Raw genomic sequence first — 25,751 nt, forward strand, 5'->3', positions numbered from 1 at the left:
CACGGAGCGAGCAAGGGAGCTTTACTACCGCCAGACGGGAGTAAAGCTCCCTTGCTCACCCGCTGGGGCGGGGTGGTCAGGGTTGCAGGGTGGCGCGGAGGGCGTCGACCAGGTTGGGGGCGAGTTCCGGGTGCTCGACGATCTCGTCGACGTCGCCCTCGTCACCGCCCTCCGGTGCGCGGACCCCGCGCAGGCGCATGACGCACGCCGCCGTTCCGTCCCGCAGGACCGCCGCGACCAGCCGGGCCTCGGTGCGGCTCGGGTGGTCCGCCGCTGCCCGCCGGAGCCGGTCGACGTCCTCCTCCCCGGTCGTCTCGCCGACGTCCGGCAGCTCGGACTCGGCGTCCGGCGGCAGCACGATGATCTCCTGGGCGAGCGCGCAGCCCTCCACGGTCTCCGGCCAGGCGATCCGCCCGAGGGACTCGGCGAGGTCGCCCTCGGGCAGCGGTTCCTGCGCCACCGGAGTCAGCGGGCTCTCCGTGTCGACCTGATCCGCCAGCTCGGGCTGCTGGCGCAGCAGCTCCCGGGTGGGGACGAGCGCGAACAGCTGCGGCTGCTGATCCCATCCCGCGGTCGCGACGAACTCCTCGACTTCGCGGGCGAGTGCGGCCACACTCGAAGCCGCCGCCCGGTTCTCGCTGCCTGTCATGAGGCCATCGTGGCAGGATCTCGCCGGACCCGACATACGCGTCCGGTTTGGGGGCTTTCGGGAACTCGGACGGGCATCCGTAGAGTTAGGTGTTCAGGGACGCTCGCAGCGCTGGCGCCCCGGTAACTTTTCGATCACGACAACAGGAGTGTGCGCAGTGGCCACTCGGCCCCCCGTCAGCATGCCGAAGCTGTCCCGGCGCAGCCGCATCCTGCTCATCCTCGCGGCTGTGATCGTGCTGGCTCTGCTGCTGGGCGCCAGACTGCTGGACACCTATGTCGACTGGCTCTGGTTCGGCGAGGTCGGCGCCCGCAGCGTGTTCTCCACGATCCTGTTCACCCGGATCGCCCTCTTCGTCGGGGCGGGGGTGCTGGTCGGTGGGTTGCTCGCGGTGAGTCTGGCGATCGCCTACCGCACGCGGCCGGTGTTCGTGCCCGTCACGGGCGCCGACGACCCGCTCGCGCGCTACCGCTCGACGGTGGTCGCGCGGATCCGGTTGTTCGGCATCGGCATCCCGGTGGCCGCCGGCCTCATCGCGGGTGCGTCGGCGCAGGGCGACTGGCAGCGGGTGCAGCTGTTCTTCAACGGCACCGAATTCGGCAGGACCGACCCGCAGTTCGGCAACGACATCGGGTTCTACGTCTTCGACCTGCCGTTCTACAGCTGGCTGCTCAGCTGGCTTTTCGTGGCGCTCGTGGTGGCGTTCATCGGCGGGCTGCTGGCGCACTACCTGTTCGGCGGCATCCGGCTCGCCGGGCGCGGCGGGCAGGTCTCCGGCCCCGCCCGGGTGCACCTCTCCGTCCTGATCGGCACGTTCGTGCTGTTCAAGGCCGCCGAATACTTCCTCGACCGGTACTACCTGCTGCTGTCCGGTCGCAACGAGCCGCTGTTCACCGGCGCCACCTACACCGACCTCAACGCGGTGCTGCCCGCGAAATTGATCCTGCTGTGCATCTCGGTGTTCTGCGCGGTGGCGTTCTTCGTGGGGGCCTTCCTGCGGAACCTGCAGCTCCCGGCCATCGCGCTGGTGCTGCTGATCCTCTCGGGCATCATCATCGGCGTCGCCTGGCCCGCGGTGCTGGAGCAGTTCTCGGTGCGCCCGAACGCCAACGAGAAGGAAGCCGAGTCCATCCAGCGCAACATGAACGCGACCCGGTACGCGTTCGGGCTGGACGGTGTCCAGTACACCGACTACACGGGCAGGTCGACGGCATCGCCGGAGGAGGTCCGCACCGACCAGGGCACCATCCCGAACATCCGGCTGCTCGACCCGAACGTGCTGAGCCCGACCTTCACCCAGCGCGTCGGCCGGGAGAACTTCTACGGGTTCCCGGAGAAGCTGGACGTCGACCGCTACACGGTGGACGGCGAGAAGCAGGCCTACATCGTCGCGGCCAAGGAGATCAACACCAACGGCCTGCGCGAGAACCAGCGGACGTGGATCAACCGGCACCTCGTCTACACGCACGGCAACGGGTTCGTCGCGGCTCCCGCCAACACCATTGACCGCGCCATCGAGGAGGCGGACAGCGACGGTGGCTACCCGCTGGCCCGTACCAGCGACACCCAGAACCCTGAGGGCGCGCATGGGATCGCCGTCAAGGAGCCGCGGATCTACTTCGGCGAGCTGGCGACCGACTACGCGATCGTCGGCGGCCAGGAGGGCACGGCGCCCGGCGAATACGACACGGCGACCGACCGCAGCTACCTGTATCAGGGCGACGGCGGCGTCCCGATCGACAACTGGCTGAACCGGCTGGTCTTCGCGGCCCAGTACGGCGAGCGGAACATCCTGTTCTCCGACGCCATCAGCGAGGGCTCGAAGATCATGTACGACCGGGACCCCCGCGAGCGCGTCCAGAAGGTGGCGCCATGGTTGACGGTCGACGGCGACCCGTACCCGGCGGTGATCGACGGCGAGATCAAGTGGATCGTCGACGGGTACACGACCCTGAACAACTACCCGTACGCGCAGAAGACGAACCTCGGCGACGCGACCTCGGACTCGCTGAGCGGCGTCGCGCGGCAGCAGGACAACGAGATCAACTACATCCGGAACTCGGTGAAGGCCACGGTGGACGCGTTCGACGGGACCGTGACCCTGTACACGATGGACGACCAGGACCCGGTGCTCAAGGCGTGGAAGAACGTCTTCCCCGGCATGGTCAAGCCGAGCTCGGAGATCTCCGACGAGCTGCGGCAGCACTTCCGCTACCCGGAGGACATGTTCAAGGTCCAGCGGGAGCTGCTGACCAAGTACCACGTGGAGAACCCGCAGGAGTTCTACTCCACGCAGACGTTCTGGAACGTCCCGCAGGACCCGACGCAGGAGGGCGGGCTCGACCCGAACTCCGACGGTGCCAAGCAGCCGCCGTACTACGTGTACGCGCAGTCGCCGGGTCAGGAACAGCCGAACTTCCAGCTCACCAGCGCGCTCACGCCGCTGGCGCGGCAGTACCTCGCCGCGTGGGTGACGGTGTCGTCGGACCCCGGCAACTACGGTGACATGCACGTGCTGCGGTTGCCCACGGACGGCAGTATCCAGCTGGACGGCCCCGTGCAGGTGCAGAACCGGTTCCAGAGCAGCCCGCGGTTCACCCAGGACCGCACTCTGCTCGGCAACGACAGCGTCAACATCATCTACGGCAACCTGCTGACGCTGCCGGTCGCGGGCGGCTTCCTGTACGTGGAGCCGATCTACATCCAGCAGCGCAACGCGCAGAGCTATCCGCAGCTGGCCCGGGTGCTGGTGTCCTTCGGCGACAAGATCGGGTTCGACTCGACGCTGAACGGCGCGCTCGACCAGGTGTTCGGTGAGGGCACCGGTGAGGCGGCGACGGGACCTGCTCAGGGCAGCCCGGACAACGGCAACGACACCGACACCTCGTCGCCGACGTCGCCTCCGCCGGACACCGGCAACCAGCAGGCGCCGGACAACGGTGGCGGCGGCAACGCCGAGCTCGACCAGGCGATCGCCGACATCCAGGCGGCGTTGCAGAAGCTCAGGTCGGCCCAGCAGTCGGGTGACTTCGACCAGCAGGGCGAAGCGCTCTCCGAGCTCGACGCCGCCGCGCGCCGCTACGAAGAGCTGCAGAACTCCGGCGGGTGAGATACGTAACGTAACCGGCACCCACTTTGCGTCTCCGGGAAACCGGGGCGTAAAGTGGGTGTCACCGACGCGGGGTGGAGCAGTTCGGTAGCTCGCTGGGCTCATAACCCAGAGGTCGCAGGTTCGAATCCTGTCCCCGCTACAGATGCCGGGTGTCGAGTGTCTGCGGATCGCGCAGGCCTCGGCATCCTCCGCATTGGCCGGGGTCCGATTCCCCGGTCGGGGCCGCGGTCCCGGACCCCCGGCCGATAGCCGGATCGGGGGATGAGGTAGACTTCAGCAAGTACACATCGACGCGGGGTGGAGCAGTTCGGTAGCTCGCTGGGCTCATAACCCAGAGGTCGCAGGTTCGAATCCTGTCCCCGCTACTTTCGTCGCAAAGGCCCGGACCCACGTGGTCCGGGCCTTTGCCGTGTTCAGCGGGGGTGCTCGGCTGCTGAACCGAGGGTTCCACAATGGACGGGGCCTAGACCACTGTGGACAGATTCGCCGAGACGTGGCACCGTATATGCGTGTCCGATTTGAACGCTACTGCCGCAGCACTGCTTGGTTTGCTTCACGACGGTCCGGCGACCGGGGGCCAGCTCGTCGCGGGGGCTGAGGAACACTTCGGTACGTTCTTCAGCGTCACGAGGAGCCAGGTCTACCGGGAGCTGCCCGCTCTGGCCGACGCCGGCCTCGTCCGGCTGGGCAAGCAGGGACCGCGTTCCAGCCAGCAGTACATCATCACCGCAGCCGGGAAGAAGGCCTTCAAGGCGTGGCTCACCAGCGAGCCCGGCCCCGACCACCTGCGCAGCCCGCTGATCCTGCGGGTGGTCAACGCCGGGGTGCTCACGCCCAAGCAGCGCGCCACGCTCTTCGAGAACGCCAGGGCCACCTACGCCCAGCAGCTCGACGACGCGAAGGCGGCGGCGAAAGCCGCGCCGGATCCGGTGGCCAAGGCCGTCGCCGAGTTCGGTCAGGCCCACGCCAGGGCGGCGCTGAAGCTCGTCGACGCCGTTTCCCCGGACTGAGCACGGCGGTAGGTGCGGCCGCCGTCAGCGGCCGCACTATTTGCCGTAACCTTGTGGGTTGTGAGTGCTGAGTTCGAAACAGACCTGAAGGACCTCGGCGGCAAGCTGTCGCAGGTCGAGGCCGTCATGGATCTGGAAGCCCTCCGGAATGAGGTCGGTGCGCTCGAGGAACAGGCGGCCGACCCCCACCTCTGGGACGACCCCGGAGAGGCGCAGAAGATCACGAGCCGGCTCTCGCACAAGCAGGCCCAGCTGCGCCGGGTCACCGAGCTGCGCCAGCGGCTCGACGACCTCGCCGTGCTCCACGAGCTCGCCGTCGCCGAGGGCGATGCGGCCAGCCGGGACGAGGCCGAGAAGGAACTCAAGGACCTCGCGAAGGAGATCGACGCGCTCGAGGTCCGCACCCTGCTGTCCGGGGAGTACGACGAGCGGAACGCCGTGGTGACCATCCGCGCGGAAGCCGGTGGCGTCGACGCCGCGGACTGGGCCGAGATGCTGCTGCGGATGTACCTCCGCTGGGCCGAGCGGCACGGCTACCCGACCGAGGTGTACGACATCTCCTACGCCGAAGAAGCGGGCATCAAGTCCGCGACGTTCAAGGTCAGCGCCCCGTACGTGTACGGCACGCTCTCGGTGGAGCAGGGCACCCACCGCCTGGTGCGGATCTCCCCGTTCGACAACCAGAGCCGAAGGCAGACCTCGTTCGCGCACGTCGAGGTGCTGCCGGAGGTCGAGGAAGTCGACCACGTCGACGTCCCGGAGAAGGACATCCGCATCGACGTGTACCGCTCCTCCGGCCCCGGCGGGCAGAGCGTCAACACCACGGACTCGGCCGTGCGGATCACCCACCTGCCGACCGGCATCGTCGTGTCCTGCCAGAACGAGAAGTCGCAGCTGCAGAACCGGGCGGCGGCGATGAAGGTGCTCCAGGCGAAGCTGCTGCAGCGCAAGAAGGAGGAGGAGCGCGCCGAGATGGAGGCGCTCCGCGACGGCGGCTCCAGCTGGGGCAACCAGATGCGGTCCTACGTGCTGCACCCGTACCAGATGGTCAAGGACATCCGCACCGAGCACGAGGTCGGCAACCCGACCGCGGTGCTGGACGGCGACATCGACGGCTTCCTCGAGGCGGGCATCCGCTGGCGCAAGCAGACGGCCAACGTCTGACCGCGCCGCGACACGCCCGTTCACCCCGCCGCCCCGTGGGCGAGCAAGGGAGCATTACTACCGCCAGACGGGAGTAAAGCTCCCTTGCTCACCCGCGGGGTGGGTGGGGGTTTGCGGAGGCAACCTCGTCTTAACGGGTGACATGAGTAGGATGGCGCACCGTGATCCGGCTCGATTCTGTTTCCAAGGTCTACAAGACCTCGACGCGCCCCGCACTCGAAGGCGTGTCGGTCGACGTGGACAAGGGTGAGTTCGTCTTCCTCATCGGCCCCTCGGGCTCCGGCAAGTCGACGTTCCTGCGGCTCCTCCTCCGCGAGGAGACGCCCACCAAGGGCCGGGTGATGGTGTCGAACTTCGACGTGGCGAAGATGCCCCGCCGGAAGGTGCCCCGCCTGCGCCAGACCATCGGCTGCGTGTTCCAGGACTTCCGGCTGCTGACGAACAAGACGGTCGCCGAGAACGTCGCCTTCGCGCTCGAGGTCATCGGGAAGCCCAAGCACACGATCACGAAGGTCGTGCCCGAGGTGCTGGAGCTCGTCGGACTGGAAGGCAAGGCCGACCGGATGCCGAACGAGCTCTCCGGCGGTGAGCAGCAGCGGGTCGCGATCGCGCGCGCGTTCGTCAACCGCCCGCTCGTGCTGCTCGCCGACGAGCCCACCGGGAACCTCGACCCGGACACCAGCCAGGACATCATGCTGCTGCTGGAGCGCATCAACCGCACCGGTACGACGGTCCTCATGGCCACCCACGACCATTCGATCGTCGACTCCATGCGACGCCGGGTGGTCGAGCTGCACCTCGGCAGGGTGATCCGTGACGACAAGCGAGGTGTGTACGGCGTGGGCCGCTGACCCCCGACAGCGCCCTCGGCAACCCGCCACCCCGCTTCCCCGCCCCCGCAATCCCCGACAGCCCCGACAAGGAACGTCCCTCCGATGCGCGCCAGCTTCGTGTTCAGCGAGGTCATCACCGGTCTCCGCCGGAACGTCACGATGACCATCGCGATGATCCTCACCACCGCCATCTCGCTCGGCATGCTGGGCGGCGGCCTCCTGTTCGTCCGCACGATCGACAAGATGAAGGTGAACTACCTCGACGACGTCGAGGTGACCGTCTACCTCACCGAGGACATCAGCGCGAACGACCCCGGCTGCACCGGTGATCCGTGCTCGTCCATCCGGCAGGCCCTGGAGAGCAACCAGGCGGTCGAGTCGGTCGTCTTCGAGAACCGGGCCGAGGCCTACGAGCGGTTCAAGCGGATCTTCGAGGGCCAGCCGGAGCTGGTGGAGCTCGCCAGGCCGGAGGCCCTGCCCGCGTCCCTGCACGTCAAGCTGTTCGACCCCGCGCGCAGCGGGGTGATCGTGCAGGAGTTCAGCGGCCAGCCCGGCGTGGACAAGGTCGACGACCAGAACAAGTTCCTCGAGCGCTTCCTGGAGCTGCTGAACGCGGGCCGCAACGGCACCTTCATCATCGCGCTCATCGCCGCGCTCGCCGCCGTGCTGCTGATCGCCAACACCATCCAGGTCTCCGCTTACACCCGGCGCACCGAGGTCGGCATCATGCGGCTGGTCGGCGCCACCCGCTGGTACACGCAGCTGCCGTTCCTCCTCGAGGCGTGCGTGGCCGGTGTCACCGGCGCGATCCTCGGCATCGGCGGGCTGATCGCGCTCAAGTACATCGTGCTGGACCGCCTCCTGGCCGCCACGGGTGGCGCGATCCCCGGCATCGAGCTCGTGGAGGTGCTGTTCCCGGTGGCGCCGGTCCTGCTCGGCGTCTCGATTCTCATCTCCGCCGTCACCGGGTACGTCACGCTGCGGCTGTACGTGCGCCACTGACGTAAAGTCGAACCATGCCCAAGGAAACCGGTCGCAAGGTGATCGTGTCGAACCGCCGCGCTCGGCACGACTACTCGATCATCGACACCTACGAGGCCGGCGTGGTGCTCGTCGGTACCGAGGTCAAGAGCCTGCGAGCCGGGAAGGCGTCGCTGGCCGACGCGTACGCGTCCGTCGACGACGGCGAGGTGTTCCTGCGCGGGCTGCACATCCCGGAGTACGCGCAGGGCACCTGGACCAACCACGAGCCCCGGCGGACCCGCAAGCTCCTGCTGCACCGCGGCGAGATCGAGAAGCTCATCGGCAAGACGAAGGAGAGCGGGCTCTCCCTCGTGCCGCTGTCGATGTACTTCAAGGACGGCAAGGTCAAGGTCGAGCTGGCTCTGGCCAGGGGCAAGAAGGCCTACGACAAGCGGCAGGCGATCGCCAAGCGGGACGCCCAGCGCGAGATGGCCAAGGCCATGGGCCGCGCGGCGAAGGGCAAGTACCGCTGACCGGGCCCGGGACCGACGCCGAGGTGGCGGGCTGGGTGCGCGACCTCGGCCTCAACGGCCTCGTCGACCTGCACGTGCACTTCCTGCCCGACCGGGTGATGCGCAAGGTGTGGGCCTACTTCGACCAGGCCGCCGAGCACTACGGCGTCGAATGGCCGGTGCACTACCGGACGCCCGAGCAGGAGCGGCTCGCCACCCTGCGTTCGCTCGGCGTGCGCCGGTTCGCGCCGCTGGTGTACCCCCACAAGCCGGGGATGGGGGGAGTGGCTCACCGAGTGGGCGCTGGACTTCGCCCGCCGGGAGCCGGACGCCCTGCCGACCGGCACCCTCTACCCGGAGGCCTCGGCGCCGTCGTATGTGGACGCCGCTCTCCGGGCCGGTGCCCGTTGCTTCAAGGCGCACGTCCAGGTGGGCGCCTACGACCCCAGGGACCCGCTGCTCGACGCCGTGTGGGGAACGCTGTCCGACGCCGGCGTGCCCGTGGTGATCCACTGTGGACACGGGCCGCTGCGCGGTGCGCACACCGGCGTCGACGTGTTCGCCGGTGTGCTCGAGCGGCATCCCCGGCTGGTCGCCGTGCTCGCGCACGCCGCGATGCCCGAGTACGAGCAGGCGCTGCGGCTGGTCGACCGGTATCCGCGGGTGTACCTGGACACCACCATGGTCGGGGTGCCGTTCACCGAGCGGCTGACGCCGCTGCCCGCCGACTGGCCCCAGCGGCTCGTCGCGGTGGCCGACCGGGTGGTGCTGGGCACGGACTTCCCCAACATCCCGTATCCCTACGCCGCCCAGCTGCGTGCCATCGCAGGCTGGGCGGAGGCGGACGACCGCCTCGGCGAGCCGTTCCTCCGCGCCGTCCTGCACGACACCCCGGCGAAGCTACTCGGCTGCTAGCCCCGGATGGCCGGCGCGGTCACCCGCACCGGGCGCGTGCCGAGCAGGTAGCCGGCGGCGATCAGGCTCACCCAGAGCACCGGCCCGCTCGCGGGTTCGGCGGAGAATCCGGTCGCGGCCAGGCCCAGCAGCCCGGCCGAGGCGAGCAGGCAGGCCGCGGCGAGCTGGCCCGCGGGCGGCGGGGGAGCGGCGCTGCCGCGCGGGGTCTCGAACCGGCCGAACACCCGCAGCAGGACGGCCAGCACGGCACCTGTCAGCACCAGCCAGCTGGGCGTCGTGGCGAGCCACGCGGGTGTGCCCGGCTCCGGCGTGGCGTACCCGAGCGCGAGCACCGTGCCTCCCGACACGACGACCAGCGCGGGCATGTGCCAGAGGTAGACGCTCATGAAACGGGGGCCGAGCCAGCCCACGGCGGCGCCCACGAACGGTGTGCGCACCAGCCGGACCAGCGTGGACCTCGCCGCGAGGACGAGGCCGATCTGCCCCGCCGCGAGGCTGATCAGGCAGGCCGCGGGCGGGCTCATGTTGGACACGGGCGCACCCGGCATACCGATCATGCTCGCCGCGTAGGGGCCGAACGCCACCAGCAGCGCGGTGCCACCGAACCCCGCCGCCGCGAGGCCGAGCGCGCCCCGGCGGGACAGCGTGCGCAGCCTGCCCTCGGCGTAGTGGAAGCCGAGCTGGTGGACCGCCAGCCAGACGAACACCGCGTTGACGTACCCCGCGAGGGGAGTCACCTCGAAGCGGACGACGTCGACCACGACCGCCGCCGCGGCGAGCCCGATCAGCACGCCGAAGCCCGCGCGGCGGTGCAGCGCCGCCATGAGCGGGGTCGCCAGCACGGTCAGCAGGTAGACGGCGAGGAACCAGAGCAGCTGGGCGGCGATGTCGCCCGCGATCTCCACCGGCTGTGCCGGGACGCCGAGATCGCGCAGCAGGCGCGGGACAACGAGCCAGACGGCCAGCAGCGGCAGCACGGGGAGGAGCAGCCTGCGGGTGCGCCGGGCGAGCCAGTCGCGCGCGGAGCCCGCGGTGCGCAGGGACAGCAGGTTGGCGGCGCCGCCCGCGAAGAACACCAGCGGCATGACCTGCGACAGCCAGGTCAACACCCACCAGCCGGGGGTGGTGAGGGCGTTGCCCGTGGTGAGCACGCCGTCCGAGTAGGCGAGGACCGGCATCGTCCAGTGCTGGACGACCACGGCGACGATGGCGGCGGCACGGACGAGGTCGAGGAGGACGTCTCTCGCGGGCGTGGTCTGCATGCCCGCAAGCCTGGTCGCCGACCGGCGCGGAAACACGCCGGTCAGCGGGCGTCTTGCCGCTCCGGTTCACCCCGCGCCACCGGTGGGGCAGCCCCCACCCTCAGCGTTCGCCGACCTCGTCCGCGCTGGCCGTGCCCGCGATCTCCTCCGGGGCGGGCCTGCCGTAGAGGCGGTAGGTCCACCCGGTGACGTCGGTGTAGCCGAGCTGGTAGTACGTCTCGATCTTCGGCCCCTCGTGCAGGTGGACGTGGCGCAGGATGCTGCCGCACACGGGCTCGCCGCCGAGCGGCTGGACCCGGCCGTCGAGCGGGCCGCCGAGGAAGCGCACCTGGTGGGTCGTCATGCTCGCCTCCTCGGACATCGGCACATCGCTCCATCGTAGGCGAGCCGGGGCGCGCGGGGCCTCGGCGCAACGGGTGAGGTGACGTCACCACAGCGGCCGGAGGGGCACGGGCCTGCCGCCCGCGGCGTCGGCGGCGAGGGCGGTGAGGTCCTCCCGCAGCGCGCCGAGCCGGTCCTCGCCGATCAGCTCCGCCCAGCGGCGTTCCGTCTCCCGCCAGAGCGCAGTCACGCGCTCGACACAGGCCCAGCCGCGGGCGGTGAGCGCGACGACCCGGCTGCGGCGGTCGGTGGGGTGCGGGCGGCGCTCGACGTAGCCGCGCCGCGCGAGCTCGTCGACCAGCTGGACGGCGGCCTGCTTGGTGACGCCGAGGTGCTCGCCGAGTTCCACGGCGGTGGCCTCCGGGTGGAACGACAGGTACTGGAACACGAACCCGTGGGCGGGGCGGACGTCCCCGAAGCCCTCGGCGGCGAGCCGCGTGTGGACGTGATCCATCACGGCGCGGAAGGTGACCGCGAGCAGGGCGGGAAGCTCACCGGACACTGGTCAACCTCCTTGACTGGATGGTCCATCTTCTTTACCTTAAACTTAGTCAAGTTGGTTGACTACTCGTGGAGGTGTGCGATGACGTTGGCGACCCTCGCCTGCGCCCCGAGGTTCGAGAACGCGGGCTTCGTCTTCCGGCCGCTCGCGGTACCCAGCCGCGGCTCGGCGGAGCTCGCCGTGTGGGCACTCGAGGCCCCGCCCGGAGCCGAGAGCGAGCGGCACACGGTCAGCCGGGAGGAGGTCCTCGTGCTGCACGAAGGGCGGATGGCGGTCGAGGTCGGGGACGACCGGCACGAGCTGACCCCGGGAGACGCGGTCATCGTGCCGCCGGACACCCCGGTGCGGCTGCGCAACCCGGCGGACCGGCCGGCGCGGCTCACCGTGTGCACGTCCCGGGGAATGCGCGGCACCGTGCACGGCCGGACCATCGACCCGCCCTGGGCCCGGTGACCCACCAGCCCCACGTGCCCCACCCGCCCCACCGACGGGGGAGCGAGGGAGCTTTACTACCGCCAGACGGGAGTAAAGCTCCCTCGCTCCCCCCGGGGGAGGGGGTCAGCGGCCTAGGTAGGTGAGGACCGCGCGGACGCGGCGGTGTTCCTCCGTGCTCGACTCCAGGCCGAGTTTCGTGAAGATGTTGCCGATGTGCTTCTCGACCGCGCCGTGGGAGACCACGAGCGTGTTCGCGATCGCCGTGTTGGACAGCCCCTGCGCCATCAGGCCCAGCACCTCGGACTCGCGCGCGGTCAGCGCGTCGAGCGGGTTCTTCCTGCCGCGTGCCATGAGCTGCGCGATCACCTCCGGGTCGATCGCCGTGCCGCCCGTGGAGACGCGGCGCACCGCGTCGAGGAAGTCGGCCACGTCGGCGACCCGCTCCTTGAGCAGATAGCCCACGCCGCCGGCGCCTCCGGACAGCAGCTCGACCGCGTAGGTCTCCTCGACGTACTGCGACAGCACCAGCACCGGAACGCCGGGCACGGTCTCGCGGGCCCGCAGCGCCGCGCGCAGGCCCTCGTCGGTGAAGGTGGGCGGCATCCGCACGTCCACGATCGCGAGGTCCGGCCGGTGCTCCCGTACCGCGTCCAGCAGCTCCTCGCCGCTGCCGACCGCGGCGACCGTCTCGATCCCCTCGTCGGCCAGCAGCCGTTGCACCCCCGCTCGCAGCAGGACGGCGTCCTCGGCGATGACCACACGCATCGGCACTCCCCAGTGCTTCGGCGGCGGCTCACCAGGTGCACGGCAGGTCCGCGCGGATCACGGTGGGACCGCCGGGTGGACTGACGACCGTGATGATGCCGTCAATGGTCGCGGCGCGATCCGCCAGCCCCGCCAGGCCACCGCCCGGCCGCAGCTCGGCGCCGCCCTGCCCGTTGTCGGTGACCTCCACCACCACGGTGTCGCCGTCCCGCCACACCCGCACTCCCGCCTCGGTCGCGCCGCTGTGCTTGGCGACGTTGGTCAGTGACTCGCCCACGATGAAGTACGCGGTCGTCTCCACCGCCGCGGGCGGCCGCGGGTCCACGTCCACCGTCACGTCGACGTGGATGGGCGACTTCGCGGCCTGCGCCGACAGCGCCGCGTCGAGCCCCCGGTCGCCCAGCACCGCGGGGTAGATCCCGCGGGCGAGGTCCCGCAGCTCCGACACGGCGAGCTTCGCGTCCGCGTGGGCCTCGTCGAGGATCTCCTGCAGCGAATCCGGGTCGCCGACCTTCGCCTTCGCCCGGCCGAGGTTCATCGCCACCGACACCAGCCGCTGCTGCGCCCCGTCGTGCAGGTCCCGCTCGATGCGCCGCCGCTCCGCCTCGGCCGCGTCCACCCCGCGCGCCCGCGACGCCTGCAGCCGCGACGCCCGCGCCGCGAGGCGGTGCGCCTTCGGCGGACCCAGCAGTGACAGGGCCAGGTGCCCGTGGATCCAGCCGAGTCCCGGCGCCACCCAGACCGCCACGGGCAACAGGACGATCGCCGCCAGCCCGAGCGCGAACTCGATCACCCCGATCGGGAACACCGCCATCAGGTAGCCGAGGTCTCGCCACGTCGTGGGGTCGGTCAGGTGCACGCGCCAGCGCTGCAGGAGCGGGCCATCGGCGGGCAGCCGCTCGGCGTCCGGGACCGGCGTTCGCAGCATCGTGCGCACCCAGCGCCGCTCCACGTCGGCGAACCAGCGGGCGAGCTGGGTGGCCGCGAACAGCAGCGGCAGGCCCACCCAGATGACCGTCGTCGCGATGCCGATCGCCATGAGGCCCACGAGCAGGACGAACTGGACCAGCCGCAGCGGGAAGCTCACCACCATGAAGGCGACCGTCCGGACCGCGCCCGGCCTGGGCTGCGCCGCCTCTGTCCGCTCCGCCTCCGCCCGCTCCGCCGTCATCGCCGGTCCCTCCGTCACCGCACCGACCGTCATCCTGCCACCGGAGCCGCGGTCGGCACGGCGTGCCATGCGCCCTCCGCCTCGCGCTGCCTGCCCGCGGATGGGCCCAGCAGCGCCCGCGCGAACGTGGCGTGCCCGGTCGCCAGCCCGCGGGTCACGGCCACCGCGACCGCGCCGAACAGCACACCCAGCGCCGCCCACGGCAGCGCCGCCACCGCGGAGTCCACCGTGATCCAGCGCAGGTCGTAGCCGGGGAAGTAGTACGCCCCGTCCGGCAGGTAGCGGTAGAAGATCGGCAGGGTCAGCAGGCCCAGGCTCACCGACCACGTGGTCACCACCACGGTGAACTGCACGATGCCGAACGGGAACAGCAGCAGCAGGTAGGCGGCGTCACGCCAGGTGGCCGAGTCGCGCAACCGGGCGGCCCAGCGCTTCCGCTGGCCACCGTCCGGCAGCGGCCGGTACGGGTGCGGGATGACGACGCCGAGCTGCGCCCGGATGCGGGCCCGTTCGAGCCGGGCGCCGCCGCGCGCGCACAGCACCGCCAGCGCGCCGACCGGGACGCCCACCCAGACGATCGCGGTGGACACCCCCACCGCGCCCAGTGTCACGAGCAGGACGAAGCCCGCGATGCCGAACGGGAGGTTGAGCAGCAGGTAGGCCAGTGACCCGCCGATCGGCGGCCGGGCGGTGCCGGTGGTCGTCTCGTTCCTCACCGAGTTCCCCTCTCTGTGGCCGACCATCCCAGCATCCCGTCGCCGACCTGGGGAAACCATGGTGCGAGCCGGTCGCTCCCGGGTGGGGACAGCCCTACCTCGGCCGCCGGAATTACCCGGTTGCCCCGGGCGTTATCCTGGGTGGAACAGCAAGAAGGTTCCGCCGACAAGGGGGTGAACGGTTTCGACTCTGGACGTTGATCCAGGGGAAGCGTGCCGGTGCAGGCGAGAGACCACCGTTAAGCGTCGTCGCACTAAAATAAGCGCCAAGACGAACAGTCAGCGCGACTTCGCCCTCGCCGCCTGAGCGAGTGCGAGTCTGTCGGCCCGGGTAAGCCTCCGACCCGGTCTGCCGGCATCAGCTAGGAGGCTCACCGCCGGTCCCGGCCACGGGGACCGGTAGGGAAACCAACAGTGGCTGGGCCCGTCACACCGGCTTGTTCGCGTGACCGGTGGGGCCGAGCAGAGGCACAGCGAACTGCGCACGGAGAAGCCCTGGAGAGGCGACAGAGGACCCGGGTTCGATTCCCGGCACCTCCACGTTGTGAATGAGGCCCTCTCGGCCAGGCACGAGCCTGACCGAGAGGGCTTTTCGTGTTCTGGTCTGCTCCTCGAACCCAGCCAGCCCGGCACGGGTGCCCGGCGGCTCCCGTCAGGCCGAGCGCGGCGGCGCGACAGTGAGCAACCCGCACCCGTAGGCCTTGGCGGGTCCGATACCGGTGCCGAGGGCCTCGCGCAAGGCGTCAGGGTCGGTGACGACGAGATGCCCGTCATACCGGACCGGGTCGACGGTGATCGTGTTCGCTCGCCGGCCGGTCTGGCGGCCGGTGCGCCGCGCCGCCGGGGAGACCGCGACGTCCGGGCGGGTGTCCGCCCCGGCCGGGACGATGAAGCCGTGTCGTTGCCCCTGCTTGATGAGCCAGGCGAGCTGGTCCTCGGGTTTGCGGATCGGGTAGCGGTTGTCCCTCCGGCCGCCCCGCCAGCCCGGGTCGCGCTGATGCTCCGGGTGCTGGCGCTTGGTCGGGTTGGCGAGGAGCCGGAACGCCAGGAGACGGCCGGGACGCAGGGCGTCCAGCACGGGGGACAGCTCGCGGACCTCGGCCGGGCGGGCGAGGTAGTCACCGAGGTGGCCCCAGTCGGGCCGGGTGCCGCTCTGCACGTAGAGGGTCTGGCTGGTCCGGGCACGGTCCAGTCGCCACAGCACCGCGTGGTGCGAGCGCGCCGGGGTGTCCCCGGTGACCTCGGGAAAGCCGGACATGACGGTGCGGTGCATATGCTGCAGGTCGCCGAGGTCACGGAGAAAGTCGTGCGAGCTGGGGTCCGGGACGAGGCGGCTCAGGTACATGGCTGTGCTCCGGCATGGATCATCGGTTCGGTAAGCTGGACGTGCCCCGTGCGGACGGAGCGGGTCCCGAACAGGCGGTTCCGCGGGCGGAAGGACACCGGCACGTCGCGTCGCGGCTCGGCCAGCGGATCGGTCGGCTCGGTGTCGACGAGGGTCCGGAGCGGGTGCGCCCGCCCTTCGCGGACCGCCCTCAGCACGCGCTCGCGATACGAGGGCCGGTTCTCCAGCCAGCCGTGCCGTTCCAGGGTGTCCGCGACGGACGATGCGGTGACGCCGAGCCAGTCGTCTTCGGGCTCCTGGCTGACCAGCGGACGCGCGGGCACGAACGCCTTGCGGCCCAGGTAGATCGGCCAGTGCGGGCGGAGCAGGGCGGCGTGCCAGCGCAGCAGCTGCTCGCGGTCAGGGTGTTCCAGCGCGACGAGGAACACCGCGTCCGCGAGGTAGTAGCGGTGGCTGACGACCGTGCGGTGCGCCCTGCCCTCGGTGTTCGGTACGTCTCCGACCGTGTGGAAGTCGCGTTCGACGAAGCCTTCGCGATCCACCCGTATCCCCATCCGGGCCGCGGCCAGGTGCCGGATCTCGTCGTCCTGGTCGCGCTGGATCCCGAGGGCGGCGGCCAGCAGCCCGACCACGCCCGACTTGGTGGGTTCCTGCGCGGTGTCGCGGCTCGAGAACCGCGAGCGCAGCCCCCACGACTGCATCGGAGCGTCCAGGCACAGTGCGAGGGTGTGGGTCATGCGGTGTCCAGCGCGGTGTCCAGCAGCCGGGAGACGAACTCGTCGAGGTCGGTGACGGTGTCCTCGGCGGGCAGCGGCGCGGGGTCGCAGCTCAGCGCCGCGCCGGCCACGGTCCGCAGGTCCGTGCTGCCGTAGAAGCCGCGCAGCGTCTGGAAGTGGGCGAACAGCCGTTCGGTCGAGGTGCCGAGCACGTCGGTGCCGGTGACCGGGCGCAGGAACGCGTTGGCCAGGTTCCACGCACCATGCGTGCGCACGGTGCCGAGCAGTGTCTCGGGCATGGTGCGGGCGGCCGTGGTGGTCTGCTTGCCCTCGGGCGTGGAATGGATGAACGCGCCGAGCCACGCCCGTGCCGCGTGCGCGACCAGCTCGTGGTCGCCGCGCAGGTTGCCCGCGAGCTGAGCCAGGTCGAGGTTGGCGTAGCGGTAGTAGCAGGCCGTGTTGAAGTCGATCGTGCCGATCATGTCCGCGCCGGGCTCGTCCTCGCGTTTGAGGTCGTCGACCGCGGTGTAGAAGTCGAACTCGGTCGCCACGGCATGGGTGGAGATCGCGTGCGCCACCTGCGAGGCGGCGTCGACGTTGAAGTCGGTGTTGTCGGCGATCATGCGGCCGAACAACGCGATGTCCGCAGCCCGGGTGGCGTCGAAGATCCGGCTCGCGGCGGCGGCGATCTCCCTGCCGGGCTTGACCTTGGCGATCTTGGCCACCTGGCCGGGCTGCTTCTTCGCCTTCTCGGCCTTCGCGACCGCCTCGGCGATCGTGTCCCAGCTCTCCTCGCAGAAGTCGGCCAGCAGCGTCACCGCGTCGTGGCCGACGAACAGCAGGTACTGGGTCAGCTGGTTCTTCTCCGTCTTCTCGACCCCGAACCCCAGCTGGTGCAGGGCCACGGCGGCGACCTCGGGGGCGAGTTCGGCATCGCGGCCGCGTTCGGTGAGTACCTCCGCGGTCGCGGAGACCAAGCGCTTGGTGCGTGTGCCGAGGTGCTCGGCCGCCAGCCCGTGTTCGGTGAAGCGATTCCGTGCCGCCCTCTTCAGCGACTGGCTGGAGATCCGGGCGCGTGGCACGCCGCCGAACGTCGCGCTCTTGGGCTGGCCGAGGTCGTCGCGGTTGAGGTTGCTGACGGGGAAGGACTGGAGCAGGTGCAGTTCGAGGATCACTCGTCGTTCTCCTGGGAGGCGTTGTTGTCGGCTTTGCGGTTTCTCCGCTGATGGAAGTCCCTGGCCCATCGCCACCGGATGTCCCGCCCCCGCTGCTCGTCGTGGTGGGGGTCCAGCAGCGTTACGGCGTCGTCCAGCAGCGTGTAGAAGTCGACCCGGATGTCGTGGTTCGCGAGCAGCTGGAGTGTGGTGCGCAGGTGCTGCGGCAGCGCACCGGTGTCGGCGGCCAGCAGTTGCCGGAGCCGTTTCTGCGCGGTGCCGCGAGGCTGCCGTCGTTCGAGTTCGCCGAGCGCGGCGCCGAGACGCAGCCGATGTCCGTCGATTCGCGGGTTGAGCGCGAACAGCCCGGCGACGGTGAGCCAGATCCGCTCCTCCTGCCGTGGCGCGTGGTGTTCGAAGACGAGGGCGAGTGCTTCGTGTTCGTCCAGTTGCCCGGTGGCCGAACGCCGCAGCTGGGCCAACGTGCGCCGCGCCGCCCGGATCCGGTGGTCCGTTCCGGACGACAGATCGTGGGCGAGCCGTTCGAGGTGCTTGACGAACTCCTGCCGCCGTTGGTGGACGGGGGGAAGCTCCGCAACGTGGGTCAAGGTCGTTCCTCCCTAGGGCAGGATTCCGGCGATCTGGTTGTCGAAGGTCTGGCACCGCGCCTTGACGTCGCGCTCGAAGCGCTCGTATGCGCCGGAGATCTCGTAGAGATGCCGGCCCTGGCGTTCCCGCAGCTGGGCCACCAGCTGGTCGGCGGTTTCCGTGGCGAGCCGGTGGACGGTGTCCCGCCACTGCCGCACCGGGGGCTTCGGCGTGGTTTCCGCTTCCTCCGCCGTGCCGAGATCGAGCAGCAGCGTCGCGAACGGCGACGGTAGCCTCGGCCAGTAGTCCTGGGCCGGGCCGACGTTGCGCTGGGCCGCGCGCTTGGCCGCGGGTGGGTGCTCGGCATGGAAGGCCCTGCGGCATGCCGTCGCCAGGCCGGTCAGCGCGTTGCCGAGGTGGTCGGCGAGCGCGACGCAGCTGCCCAGCACCGGGCCGACCTCGGGTCGCCGGGCGGCCAGCAGGGCCGCCGGGGCGGGGAGCTGTTCCTGCAGCCAGGCGTAGACCGAGCCGCCGCCGCTGTCGTCGAGCTGCTGGCCGAACACGCGGATCGTGAACACCTGGTGCCGGGACAGCACATCCTCCTGGACCCGCTCGGCCACCTCGTCGAGCGCCCTGGGGCGGTGATGCACAAGCTGGTCCTCGTCGAGCAGCATCGTGCGCGCGTGCCGCCACACGCCGCGCAGCTCGTGCAGCCGCACCGGGCTCCACGGCGGAGGCTCCTTTGTGGACCTGGCGGACCTGGTGGGCTGTCGGCCGAAGGCGACCATCAGCTCGATGTTGTGCAGTTCGCCCTTCAGCGTCGTGCCCGGGGTGATGACCGCGCCGTCGACAAGGCCGGTTCCGTCGGTGGCCGGATGGAGCAGCACTCGCCGCGACGGCCAGGTCAGCAGGTCCAGCCACCCGCGGGGCAGTCGCTCGTCCGGTTCGGGCCCGTCCGGCTCGGCCTCCCAGGCGGGACGGTCGCCGCCCGCCGCGTCCGCCGACCGCCACGGCAGGTCGGCGGCGGGATCATACCGGCAGGTGTTCAGCAGCAGCGTCTCTTTGAGGGTGTTGCCCTCGACCAGCACCATCCCGAACCGGTTGCCCAGCGCGGACTGTGAATGCTTGGTCTTCGTGAACGGCGTCTTCAGCCCGCCGGGGTCGTAGCACTGCACGGTCACCAGCCAGCGCGCCGCCTCGGCCGGGGAGAGGCGCAGCGTGTCGGTGGCGATGGTCTTGTCGAACAACGTCACGTTGTTGCCCACCGACCGGAAATGCACCAGCTGTGCCGCCGACCGTGGCGCCAGCTGCCCCAGCGCAGGGCACTGCAGGAACGGCCGCCGCGGGTCGAACAGGTCGAGTTCCCCGGCGTGTTCGTCGAGATAGGCGGCGATGCGGTCGGCGGGCAACGCCGGTTCCTTCCACCACCTGGCCCACTCGTCATGGTGTGCCGGGCCGTCCAGAACGCGGTGCAGCAGTGCGATCAGCAGCCGGTGCAGCGCGGCGGTGACGGGCGGCGCCTCCGCGTCGAGCCAGCGCAGCTCGTGGGCCCGCGTGAGCAGCTCGCGGAACCCGACCGAGAACGCGTGGCCGCGCAGGTCGACCACCGGCAGCCACGGCTCCTCGGCGAGGGGAAAACGCACGGCATCTCCTGGTTGGTGCGGTGTGAGGGAACGGGATCCGTCCAGGTAGCGCTGTGACGCGGTCGGGGCGCGAACGAGCATGCGGTCGCGCTCCCGACCGGTGGCGCCCCCGCGTGCGCGGGGATCTCGACATCAGTTGGCTATCCACTACATGTTCATGTGGATCACCCCTGAGGCACCAGGGACCGGATTGAGAGTAATGGATGGCGCACATATCAACCTTACTCAATCGTCCTTGACTCTCTAGGACATGTTCATGCTTCTGCTAGCATCCGTCCCCATGGTCAAACCGAGTGACCCGGAGCGAGGCGAAGAACGGCGCAGGCGTCGCGACCCGGACGGGATGTGGGTGGCGGCGCACTTCTCTGGAACGGCGCTGGCGATGGTCGTCCTGGCCGGGCTGGTGGTCTTGCTGACGATTGTTGTGCTCCTCTCGCGCTGATCCCCGGACTCCGGCTGCTGCCCTGGGGATTCGTTCGCGGATGCGGTTACGTTTCGTCGTCTTCGATGCGCAGGCCGAGGACCTCGTGCAGGTCGAAGCGCACCGGGCCGGTGCGGGCGGCTTCGTCCAGCACCAGCGCGCGATGCTCGTGCAGCCAGCCGGAGCGTGCGAAGCAGCGGGGGATCGGCAACCCGGCCACCTCCTGGTACGCGCGCGGGGTGAGGTCCTCGGGGAAGATCCGCACGGCGGAGCCGAGCAGTGCCCGCTGCTCGGCGTCGGTCAGCTCGTGCACATCGGACAGATCCACCGGGGTGCCGTCGAGCGCTGCCGGACGCGGATCGCCCGGCAGGAGCAGCACGACATCGAACGGTTCCGGGCGTATCGGGTCGTCGGTCACCTGCGCCTCCAGGGCGTGTCCTTGCGGGTGCGTGCGGCGATGGTCGGGTACCTGGTCAGGTCGCGGATCTGGTCCCCGGGCCGCAGCGCGGGCAGGTAGAAGCGGCGGACTCGCGCCTCGTCCTCGCTGTCCCGCGCGACCAGGGTGGCTTCGGCCTTCTCGAAGCGTTCCCGCAGCGGGCCCTGCGGTGGGACCGGCTCGGTGTAGACGTGGTGCACCAGCTGGGGAACCTCGGCGGGCAACCTCAGCTCCGTCCGCTCGTGCAGCACCGACAGCGTGCGGAGCAACAGCGCCTGGTGGTAGACGGTGTGCAGCCCGCGCGGGAAGACGGGGCCGCTTCGGCCCTCGGGAGGCTGGACCAGCGCGAGCTCGGGCACCGGGCAGGCGCGCGCCGCCCTCGGGTGGCGGTGTGTCCTGCCGAGACGCTGGACCAGCTCGTTGATCGGCGCCAGGTCGCTGGCGAGCAGGTCGAAATCCACGTCCAGGCTGTGCTGGAGCACCTGGGTGCCGACCACGATGGCGTGCGGGCGATCTGCGCTGTGCGGACCGAAGTTCTCGCGCAACCATGTCTCGGTCCGGGCCCGCCAGTCCGCCGGGACCTGGCCGGTGAGCAGGACCAGCTCGGGCTGGCGTTCCCACGTCCGGGTCTCCTCGCGAAGCCGGTCGTAGGTCCCCACGGCATCGCGCACCAGGTTCCGGATGACCAGCGCGCATCCGCCGGATTCCACCCTGCTCCGCAACCAGGTGGGCAGCTGGCCGTCGCCGAGGTGGTGCACGCGGATCGGCGGACGATCGGCGTTGACGGGGGAGAGCTCGACGGGCCTGCGCACTGGCTCGCCTTCGGCGCCGGCCCAGGTGACGCCCGGCCCCACCCAGCCGGCCGGACGTGGCTCGACCTGGCCGGGCAGGAGCTTGCGCCGTCCGGCGCGCCAGTGCGCGATGAGCTGCTCGCGGTCGTCGGCGGGGAGGGTGGCCGACATCAGCACGACCGGGATGCCCAGCCGGCCGCACCACCACATCAGCCTGCGCAGCAGCGTGGTCATGTGGGCGTCGACATCGTGTGCCTCGTCGACCACCAGCACCTTCCCGGACAGGCCGGTCAGCCGGACGAACACGTGCCGCGAACGGATCACCGCCTGCAGCGCGCGGTCGATCGTGCCCACCCCGACCGGGAACAGCAGCCCGCGCCTGCGGGTGAACCACGCGCGTTCGTCGCCATCGCCGTCCCCGTCCCCGTCCTCGTTGACCGAGGACGGCGAGAGCTGATCGCCGCCGTGTACCAGGCCGGGAGGCTCCTCGAGCCGCAGCGCCCGCGCGGCCGCCGCCAGTTCGGCGTGCACGTGTTCGGCCGTGGCCCGGGTCGGCAGCGCGAAGTACAGCCCCGAAAGGCCGAGCCCGCGCACCAGCGTGGCCGCTGCCTGGAACCCGGCGCGGGTCTTGCCCTCCCCGGTCGGCGCCTCGATCACCAGCACCCCGGGCTCGTCGCGGTCGGCGACCAGCTCCCCGACCGCCCGCTGCAGCGGGCGTGGTTCTTCGCCGAACAGCGCCGCGTGCGTGGTGTCCCCTGGCGGGCGCCACGGCTTCCACCGCAGCCGACCGTGCACTGCCCTGCCTGCCCGTCCGCGGGCCTCGTCCCGGTAGGCGACCAGGTCGGTCAGCGGAAGCTCGGCGTAGGCGAAGTTCCTGATGTCGGAGGCGATCCAGTCGGAAACCGAGGCCAGCCCGCCGAGCCCGGCCAGTGCGGGCACGTCCAGGGACACCGCACGCCAGCCGGCCCGTGCCGGATCGCCGAGTCCCCACAGCTCCGCCACCGCCCGCACCAGCTCGCACCGCAGGTCGTGCCATCGCGGCCCGCCAAGATGTCCCTTCCGGACCTCCGCGTCCAGCACGGCTTTGGCCGACAGCAGGTACCCGTGGTGGCCGCCGAGGACGACGGCCAGCGCGATGCCGAGCTTGCGCGGCGCGTCCCACTGCCCCAGGCATCGCCGCAGGTGCACCGCCGTCACCGTGCCGTGCTCGGTGCGGGCCTCCCGGTCGGTCGCGCCCCGGTCCAGGACGCCCATCAGCTCGCGGACCTCCTCGCCGAGGTACCGGATCGCCAGCTTCCCCCGGATGGCTTGGAAGATCGGGCTGCACTTGCCGATGTCGTGCAGTCCGCACAGCACCGCCACCCACGACCGCACGTCTCCGAGCGCGGCCAGTCCCGACTCCAGGTCCGCCCGCACCGCCGGCCCCAGCAGAACGTCGTACAGGCGTTCCGCCACGGCCGCCGTGTCGATCATGTGGCATATCAGGGGGTGGGGCTGCTCGGCCGACCCGGCCTTGCCCCACGCTCCCCATACCGGAACCCCGGCGGCGATCTCGAGCACGCACCTCACCCCAGAAACCGCGCGCCGTACGCACGACGCGACTCACGGTCAACGGTGCGGTACACGGTGCCCGCCACCCCCGACAATCCGGGGCGCGTTGCCGCGCTCGCCGCGCGAGAGCACCCGGATGGAGCAGTGTCGTTCCCCGCCTGCGGTGTGCGGCGAAGCGCGGTGGTGCGTCCGCGTCTCGCGGCGTCACCAGCGGCCGGCGACCTCCGGCGCGATCAGCTCGTCGTAGACCTCCCGCACCTGCCGCAGGGTGTCCTCCGGCAGCGGCGCCAGGTCGGCCACCGCCGCGTTCGCCCGCGCCTGGTCCGCGTCGCGGGCGCCGGGGATCACCACGCTCACGCCGGGCTGGTCGACGATCCAGCGGAGCGCGAACTGCGCCATCGTCGCGCCCTCGGGCGCCAGCGGCGCCAGCCTGCGCACAGCGGCCAGCCCGGTGGCGAAGTCCACCCCCGAGAACGTCTCGCCGACGTCGAACTTCTCGCCGTGCCGGTTGAAGTGGCGGTGGTCGTCCGGCGCGAACGTCGTGTGCTCGTCGTACCGCCCGGACAGCAGCCCGCTGGCCAGCGGGACCCGCGCGATGACGCCCACGCCCGCCTCCCTGGCCGCGGGCATGACGTCCTCGAGCGGGCCCAGCCGCAGCATGTTGAGAATGATCTGCACCGTCGCGACACCGGGCCGCGCGATCGCCGTCAGCGCCTCGGCGCGCGTCTCCACGCTCACCCCGTACGCCGCGATGCGCTTCTCCTCCACGAGCGTGTCGAGCGCGTCGTACACGGCATCGGTGGAGTACACCGGCGTCGGCGGGCAGTGCAGCTGCACCAGGTCCAGCGTGTCGACGCCCAGGTTCTCCCGGGAGCGGTCGGTCCACCTGCGGAAGTTGTCCAGCGTGTAGCCCGAGGGCTCGTGCGGCGACGCCCTCCGGCCCATCTTGGTGGCGACGGTCAGCCCCGCGCCGCCCCGCGACCGGAGGAACTCGCCGATCAACCGCTCGCTGCGGCCGTCGCCGTACACGTCGGCGGTGTCGATGAACGTGACCCCCGCGTCGACGGCGGCGGCGAGCACGGAGAACGCCTGTTCCTCGTCCACGGCACCCCACTCCGCACCGCCGAGCTGCCAGGCCCCGAGCCCCACGACACCGACCTCCCGGCCGGTCCGGCCCAGCACACGCTCCTCCATCGTCGTCTCCTCCGCTCGTTTGGACTTCGGGTCGACGGGCAAGTCTGCCATTGCGACGAAGGGAGACGCAGATGGCGAACGAACCGCAGAGCCCCCTGAAGGACAAGAACTACAACCTGATCTCGGTGTTGCAGGCGTCGCTGCACTACGTCTGGCAGATGGAGACCTACATCGCCGACGCCGAGCAGCAGGGTGACCAGGAGCTGGCCACCTGGTTCCGCAAGATCCAGGAGAACAACCGCAAGGCAGGCGAGCAGGGCAAGGAACTTCTGGCCAAGCGCTTGTCGGAGGGCTGACACGATGGAACACGACCACTTCATCGGCCAGGTGCAGGCGCGGGCCCAGCTGTCGAGCCGGGGCGAGGCCGAGGGCATCACCCGGGCGACGCTGGAGACCCTCGGGGAGCGCATCCCGGAGCAGGTCGCGACCCACCTCGCCGACCAGCTGCCCACCGAGATCGGCGAGCACCTGCGCCGCACGGTCACGATGGGCGGTGCGGGCACCGGCGAGCGGTTCGGGTTCGACGAGTTCGCCCAGCGCGTCGCCGAGCGCGGGCACCTGCAGCAGCCCGACGCGGTCTACGGCTCCCGCGTGGTGCTCGAGGTGACCGGGGAGGCCACGCAGGGCGTGCTGGGCAAGGTCCGCGAGTCGTTACCGGACGAGCTGCGCCAGCTCGTCGACGCGGGCAGCTCCGGCGACCTGAAGTCCTGACTCAACCGGGCCGCCCGCCGATGCGGGTGGTCAACTCGGTCGCCGTGCGCCGGACCTGGTCGGCCAGGTCCGGCCACGTACCGCCGCACTCCGCTCCGTCGCACACGTGCCGGAACGTCACGCTGATCGCCGCCATCGGCCGCCCACCGTGGTCGAACACCGGATGGGCGACCGAGGCGAAGCCGGGGGTGACGTGGCCGTCCTCCACCGCCCAGCCACGTCGGCGCAGCGCGCTCAGCAGGTGCCGCAGCTCGGCGGGTCCCCTCGGCCCGCGGCCGGTGCGGCGCACGAACGCCGACGCGGTGGGGAACAGCGCGCGGACGTGCGCGCGCGGCAGGTGGGCGAGCATCGCGGTGCCCGACGCCGTGAGCTGCGCGGGCAGGCGCACCCCGACATCGGTGACGAGGGTCTGCGGCCGCGCGGGCCGCTCCTTGAGCAGGTACAGCAGCTCGTTGCCGTGCAGCACGCCCAGGTGGGCCGTGTGCCCCACCTGGTCGACGAGCCTGCGCAGCAACGGGCCGGCCAGCCGCTCCAGCGGATCATGCCGCAGATAGGCCGAGCCGAGCTCGAACGCGGCGATACCCAGCCCGTAGCGCCGCTCGGCGGGCAGGTGCACCACGAAACCGGCCGCCTCCAGTTCCGCGAGCAGGTGGTAGGTCGTCGAGCGCGGCAACGCCAGCTCGCGCGCGATCGCCGCCGCCGACACCGGACCCGCGTGGCGGGCGAGCACACCCAGAACCGCGAGCCCGCGCCGCAGCGCGGGGACGTTCGTGCCGCCCATCTGTTCCTCCACGACCGGCTGTGTCTGAGA

The 25,751-nt window shown here is 70.9% G+C and carries 26 protein-coding genes, 2 tRNA genes, 1 other RNA gene and 1 pseudogene; 14 read left to right on the forward strand and 16 right to left on the reverse strand.

The genetic code is table 11. The features are described from left to right. Positions 1 to 76 precede the first annotated feature (76 nt). A complete protein-coding gene (locus B0I33_RS27960) occupies positions 77 to 649 on the reverse strand; it encodes a PPA1309 family protein (protein ID WP_106182115.1) in 573 nt (190 codons plus the stop codon). Between the two features lie 157 nt (positions 650 to 806). On the opposite strand from B0I33_RS27960, the gene B0I33_RS27965 reads away from it, so the two are divergent. The 9 genes and pseudogenes from B0I33_RS27965 to B0I33_RS28005 all read left to right on the forward strand — a co-directional run bounded on the left by B0I33_RS27965 (position 807) and on the right by B0I33_RS28005 (position 9,158). Next, positions 807 to 3,758 carry a UPF0182 family protein gene (locus B0I33_RS27965; protein WP_106182117.1) on the forward strand — a complete coding sequence of 984 codons (2,952 nt, stop codon included), beginning with the start codon at positions 807 to 809 and terminating at the stop codon, positions 3,756 to 3,758. A 68-nt stretch (positions 3,759 to 3,826) separates the two neighbouring features. Continuing rightward, positions 3,827 to 3,900 (forward strand) — tRNA-Met (locus B0I33_RS27970). Positions 3,901 to 4,052: 152 nt separating this feature from the next. Beyond that, positions 4,053 to 4,126 (forward strand) — tRNA-Met (locus B0I33_RS27975). A gap of 144 nt (positions 4,127 to 4,270) precedes the next feature. Beyond that, entirely contained in the window at positions 4,271 to 4,771 is a 501-nt protein-coding gene (locus tag B0I33_RS27980) for a PadR family transcriptional regulator (protein WP_106182119.1), read from the forward strand. A 60-nt stretch (positions 4,772 to 4,831) separates the two neighbouring features. Beyond that, on the forward strand, positions 4,832 to 5,935 hold the full coding sequence (gene prfB, locus B0I33_RS27985) for a peptide chain release factor 2 (RefSeq protein ID WP_106182120.1): 1,104 nt from the start codon (positions 4,832 to 4,834) through the stop codon (positions 5,933 to 5,935). 161 nt (positions 5,936 to 6,096) lie between these two features. Then, a complete protein-coding gene (gene ftsE / locus B0I33_RS27990) occupies positions 6,097 to 6,786 on the forward strand; it encodes a cell division ATP-binding protein FtsE (RefSeq protein WP_106182122.1) in 690 nt (229 codons plus the stop codon). A gap of 84 nt (positions 6,787 to 6,870) precedes the next feature. Next, on the forward strand, positions 6,871 to 7,770 hold the full coding sequence (ftsX, locus tag B0I33_RS27995; protein ID WP_106182123.1) for a permease-like cell division protein FtsX: 900 nt from the start codon (positions 6,871 to 6,873) through the stop codon (positions 7,768 to 7,770). 14 nt (positions 7,771 to 7,784) lie between these two features. Then, complete coding sequence (gene smpB, locus B0I33_RS28000) at positions 7,785 to 8,264, forward strand: SsrA-binding protein SmpB (RefSeq protein ID WP_106182125.1); 480 nt, start codon at positions 7,785 to 7,787, stop codon at positions 8,262 to 8,264. Then, a pseudogene (locus tag B0I33_RS28005) lies at positions 8,261 to 9,158 on the forward strand (amidohydrolase family protein). Before smpB ends, B0I33_RS28005 begins: the two are co-directional and overlap by 4 nt. On the opposite strand, the gene B0I33_RS28010 reads toward B0I33_RS28005, so the two are convergent. From B0I33_RS28010 to B0I33_RS28020, 3 genes are all read right to left on the reverse strand, one after another. Beyond that, positions 9,155 to 10,420, reverse strand: a complete 1,266-nt coding sequence (locus tag B0I33_RS28010; protein WP_106182127.1) for an acyltransferase family protein — start codon at positions 10,418 to 10,420, stop codon at positions 9,155 to 9,157. The pseudogene B0I33_RS28005 and the gene B0I33_RS28010 overlap by 4 nt on opposite strands. A gap of 100 nt (positions 10,421 to 10,520) precedes the next feature. Continuing rightward, on the reverse strand, positions 10,521 to 10,763 hold the full coding sequence (locus B0I33_RS28015) for a hypothetical protein (protein ID WP_106182345.1): 243 nt from the start codon (positions 10,761 to 10,763) through the stop codon (positions 10,521 to 10,523). An 84-nt stretch (positions 10,764 to 10,847) separates the two neighbouring features. Then, entirely contained in the window at positions 10,848 to 11,303 is a 456-nt protein-coding gene (locus tag B0I33_RS28020; RefSeq protein ID WP_245901143.1) for a MarR family winged helix-turn-helix transcriptional regulator, read from the reverse strand. Between the two features lie 81 nt (positions 11,304 to 11,384). On the opposite strand from B0I33_RS28020, the gene B0I33_RS28025 reads away from it, so the two are divergent. Next, complete coding sequence (locus B0I33_RS28025) at positions 11,385 to 11,756, forward strand: cupin domain-containing protein (protein ID WP_106182128.1); 372 nt, start codon at positions 11,385 to 11,387, stop codon at positions 11,754 to 11,756. Positions 11,757 to 11,861: 105 nt separating this feature from the next. On the opposite strand, the gene B0I33_RS28030 is transcribed toward B0I33_RS28025, so the two are convergent. Genes B0I33_RS28030 through B0I33_RS28040 form a run of 3 tightly spaced genes read right to left on the reverse strand, consistent with a single transcriptional unit; the run spans position 11,862 to position 14,390 of the window. Continuing rightward, positions 11,862 to 12,503, reverse strand: coding sequence for a response regulator transcription factor (locus B0I33_RS28030; RefSeq protein ID WP_106182129.1), 642 nt, complete (start codon positions 12,501 to 12,503; stop codon positions 11,862 to 11,864). A 28-nt stretch (positions 12,504 to 12,531) separates the two neighbouring features. Next, positions 12,532 to 13,674: a sensor histidine kinase gene (locus B0I33_RS28035; RefSeq protein WP_106182349.1), complete on the reverse strand. Its 1,143-nt coding sequence runs from the start codon at positions 13,672 to 13,674 to the stop codon at positions 12,532 to 12,534. Between the two features lie 29 nt (positions 13,675 to 13,703). Continuing rightward, positions 13,704 to 14,390: a sensor domain-containing protein gene (locus B0I33_RS28040; RefSeq protein ID WP_245901145.1), complete on the reverse strand. Its 687-nt coding sequence runs from the start codon at positions 14,388 to 14,390 to the stop codon at positions 13,704 to 13,706. 170 nt (positions 14,391 to 14,560) lie between these two features. On the opposite strand from B0I33_RS28040, the gene ssrA reads away from it, so the two are divergent. Further along, positions 14,561 to 14,933, forward strand: a transfer-messenger RNA (tmRNA) gene (gene ssrA, locus B0I33_RS28045). Positions 14,934 to 15,042: 109 nt separating this feature from the next. Here the strand turns inward: ssrA and cas6e are convergent. Genes cas6e through casA form a run of 5 tightly spaced genes read right to left on the reverse strand, consistent with a single transcriptional unit; the run spans position 15,043 to position 19,836 of the window. Continuing rightward, entirely contained in the window at positions 15,043 to 15,735 is a 693-nt protein-coding gene (gene cas6e, locus B0I33_RS28050; RefSeq protein WP_106182132.1) for a type I-E CRISPR-associated protein Cas6/Cse3/CasE, read from the reverse strand. Then, entirely contained in the window at positions 15,726 to 16,472 is a 747-nt protein-coding gene (cas5e, locus tag B0I33_RS28055) for a type I-E CRISPR-associated protein Cas5/CasD (protein ID WP_106182133.1), read from the reverse strand. Before cas5e ends, cas6e begins: the two co-directional genes overlap by 10 nt. After that, complete coding sequence (gene cas7e / locus B0I33_RS28060; protein WP_106182134.1) at positions 16,469 to 17,626, reverse strand: type I-E CRISPR-associated protein Cas7/Cse4/CasC; 1,158 nt, start codon at positions 17,624 to 17,626, stop codon at positions 16,469 to 16,471. Before cas7e ends, cas5e begins: the two co-directional genes overlap by 4 nt. Beyond that, a complete protein-coding gene (gene casB / locus B0I33_RS28065; protein WP_106182135.1) occupies positions 17,623 to 18,213 on the reverse strand; it encodes a type I-E CRISPR-associated protein Cse2/CasB in 591 nt (196 codons plus the stop codon). Before casB ends, cas7e begins: the two co-directional genes overlap by 4 nt. A gap of 12 nt (positions 18,214 to 18,225) precedes the next feature. Beyond that, the gene (casA, locus tag B0I33_RS28070; RefSeq protein WP_181193481.1) at positions 18,226 to 19,836 is read right to left on the reverse strand and encodes a type I-E CRISPR-associated protein Cse1/CasA; all 1,611 of its coding nucleotides are present in this window, start codon (positions 19,834 to 19,836) and stop codon (positions 18,226 to 18,228) included. Between the two features lie 250 nt (positions 19,837 to 20,086). Here casA and B0I33_RS28075 point away from each other — a divergent pair, with 250 nt between their 5' ends. Beyond that, complete coding sequence (locus tag B0I33_RS28075; protein ID WP_106182139.1) at positions 20,087 to 20,278, forward strand: hypothetical protein; 192 nt, start codon at positions 20,087 to 20,089, stop codon at positions 20,276 to 20,278. 46 nt (positions 20,279 to 20,324) lie between these two features. On the opposite strand, the gene B0I33_RS28080 is transcribed toward B0I33_RS28075, so the two are convergent. The 3 genes from B0I33_RS28080 to B0I33_RS28090 form a co-directional block, all read right to left on the reverse strand. Then, positions 20,325 to 20,675 carry a hypothetical protein gene (locus tag B0I33_RS28080; RefSeq protein WP_106182141.1) on the reverse strand — a complete coding sequence of 117 codons (351 nt, stop codon included), beginning with the start codon at positions 20,673 to 20,675 and terminating at the stop codon, positions 20,325 to 20,327. Continuing rightward, entirely contained in the window at positions 20,672 to 23,053 is a 2,382-nt protein-coding gene (cas3, locus tag B0I33_RS28085; protein WP_342750092.1) for a CRISPR-associated helicase Cas3', read from the reverse strand. The genes B0I33_RS28080 and cas3 overlap by 4 nt, the downstream gene beginning before the upstream one ends. Positions 23,054 to 23,239: 186 nt before the next feature. Then, positions 23,240 to 24,229, reverse strand: a complete 990-nt coding sequence (locus B0I33_RS28090) for an aldo/keto reductase (protein WP_106182144.1) — start codon at positions 24,227 to 24,229, stop codon at positions 23,240 to 23,242. Positions 24,230 to 24,300: 71 nt separating this feature from the next. On the opposite strand from B0I33_RS28090, the gene B0I33_RS28095 reads away from it, so the two are divergent. Further along, complete coding sequence (locus B0I33_RS28095) at positions 24,301 to 24,525, forward strand: hypothetical protein (RefSeq protein ID WP_106182146.1); 225 nt, start codon at positions 24,301 to 24,303, stop codon at positions 24,523 to 24,525. 4 nt (positions 24,526 to 24,529) lie between these two features. Next, positions 24,530 to 24,940, forward strand: coding sequence for a DUF2267 domain-containing protein (locus B0I33_RS28100; RefSeq protein WP_106182147.1), 411 nt, complete (start codon positions 24,530 to 24,532; stop codon positions 24,938 to 24,940). 1 nt (position 24,941) lies between these two features. Here B0I33_RS28100 and B0I33_RS28105 read toward each other — a convergent pair whose 3' ends face one another. Next, entirely contained in the window at positions 24,942 to 25,721 is a 780-nt protein-coding gene (locus B0I33_RS28105) for an IclR family transcriptional regulator (protein ID WP_106182149.1), read from the reverse strand. Positions 25,722 to 25,751: the final 30 nt, after the last annotated feature.

Origin of the sequence: Prauserella shujinwangii, from assembly GCF_003001955.1 — a bacterium.
GTDB classification, from domain to species: Bacteria; Actinomycetota; Actinomycetes; order Mycobacteriales; family Pseudonocardiaceae; genus Qaidamihabitans; species Qaidamihabitans shujinwangii.

Bases quoted from the DNA above. Each gene is read 5' to 3' on its own strand.
- B0I33_RS27960 (WP_106182115.1), bottom strand. From the start codon at position 649: ATGACAGGCAGCGAGAACCGGGCGGCGGCTTCGAGTGTGGCCGCACTC.
- ftsX (WP_106182123.1), top strand. From the start codon at position 6,871: ATGCGCGCCAGCTTCGTGTTCAGCGAGGTCATCACCGGTCTCCGCCGG.
- smpB (WP_106182125.1), top strand. From the start codon at position 7,785: ATGCCCAAGGAAACCGGTCGCAAGGTGATCGTGTCGAACCGCCGCGCT.
- B0I33_RS28010 (WP_106182127.1), bottom strand. From the start codon at position 10,420: ATGCAGACCACGCCCGCGAGAGACGTCCTCCTCGACCTCGTCCGTGCC.
- B0I33_RS28015 (WP_106182345.1), bottom strand. From the start codon at position 10,763: ATGACGACCCACCAGGTGCGCTTCCTCGGCGGCCCGCTCGACGGCCGG.
- B0I33_RS28025 (WP_106182128.1), top strand. From the start codon at position 11,385: ATGACGTTGGCGACCCTCGCCTGCGCCCCGAGGTTCGAGAACGCGGGC.
- B0I33_RS28030 (WP_106182129.1), bottom strand. From the start codon at position 12,503: ATGCGTGTGGTCATCGCCGAGGACGCCGTCCTGCTGCGAGCGGGGGTG.
- B0I33_RS28035 (WP_106182349.1), bottom strand. From the start codon at position 13,674: ATGACGGCGGAGCGGGCGGAGGCGGAGCGGACAGAGGCGGCGCAGCCC.
- cas6e (WP_106182132.1), bottom strand. From the start codon at position 15,735: ATGTACCTGAGCCGCCTCGTCCCGGACCCCAGCTCGCACGACTTTCTC.
- cas5e (WP_106182133.1), bottom strand. From the start codon at position 16,472: ATGACCCACACCCTCGCACTGTGCCTGGACGCTCCGATGCAGTCGTGG.
- B0I33_RS28075 (WP_106182139.1), top strand. From the start codon at position 20,087: ATGTTCATGCTTCTGCTAGCATCCGTCCCCATGGTCAAACCGAGTGAC.
- B0I33_RS28090 (WP_106182144.1), bottom strand. From the start codon at position 24,229: ATGGAGGAGCGTGTGCTGGGCCGGACCGGCCGGGAGGTCGGTGTCGTG.
- B0I33_RS28095 (WP_106182146.1), top strand. From the start codon at position 24,301: ATGGCGAACGAACCGCAGAGCCCCCTGAAGGACAAGAACTACAACCTG.
- B0I33_RS28100 (WP_106182147.1), top strand. From the start codon at position 24,530: ATGGAACACGACCACTTCATCGGCCAGGTGCAGGCGCGGGCCCAGCTG.
- B0I33_RS28105 (WP_106182149.1), bottom strand. From the start codon at position 25,721: ATGGGCGGCACGAACGTCCCCGCGCTGCGGCGCGGGCTCGCGGTTCTG.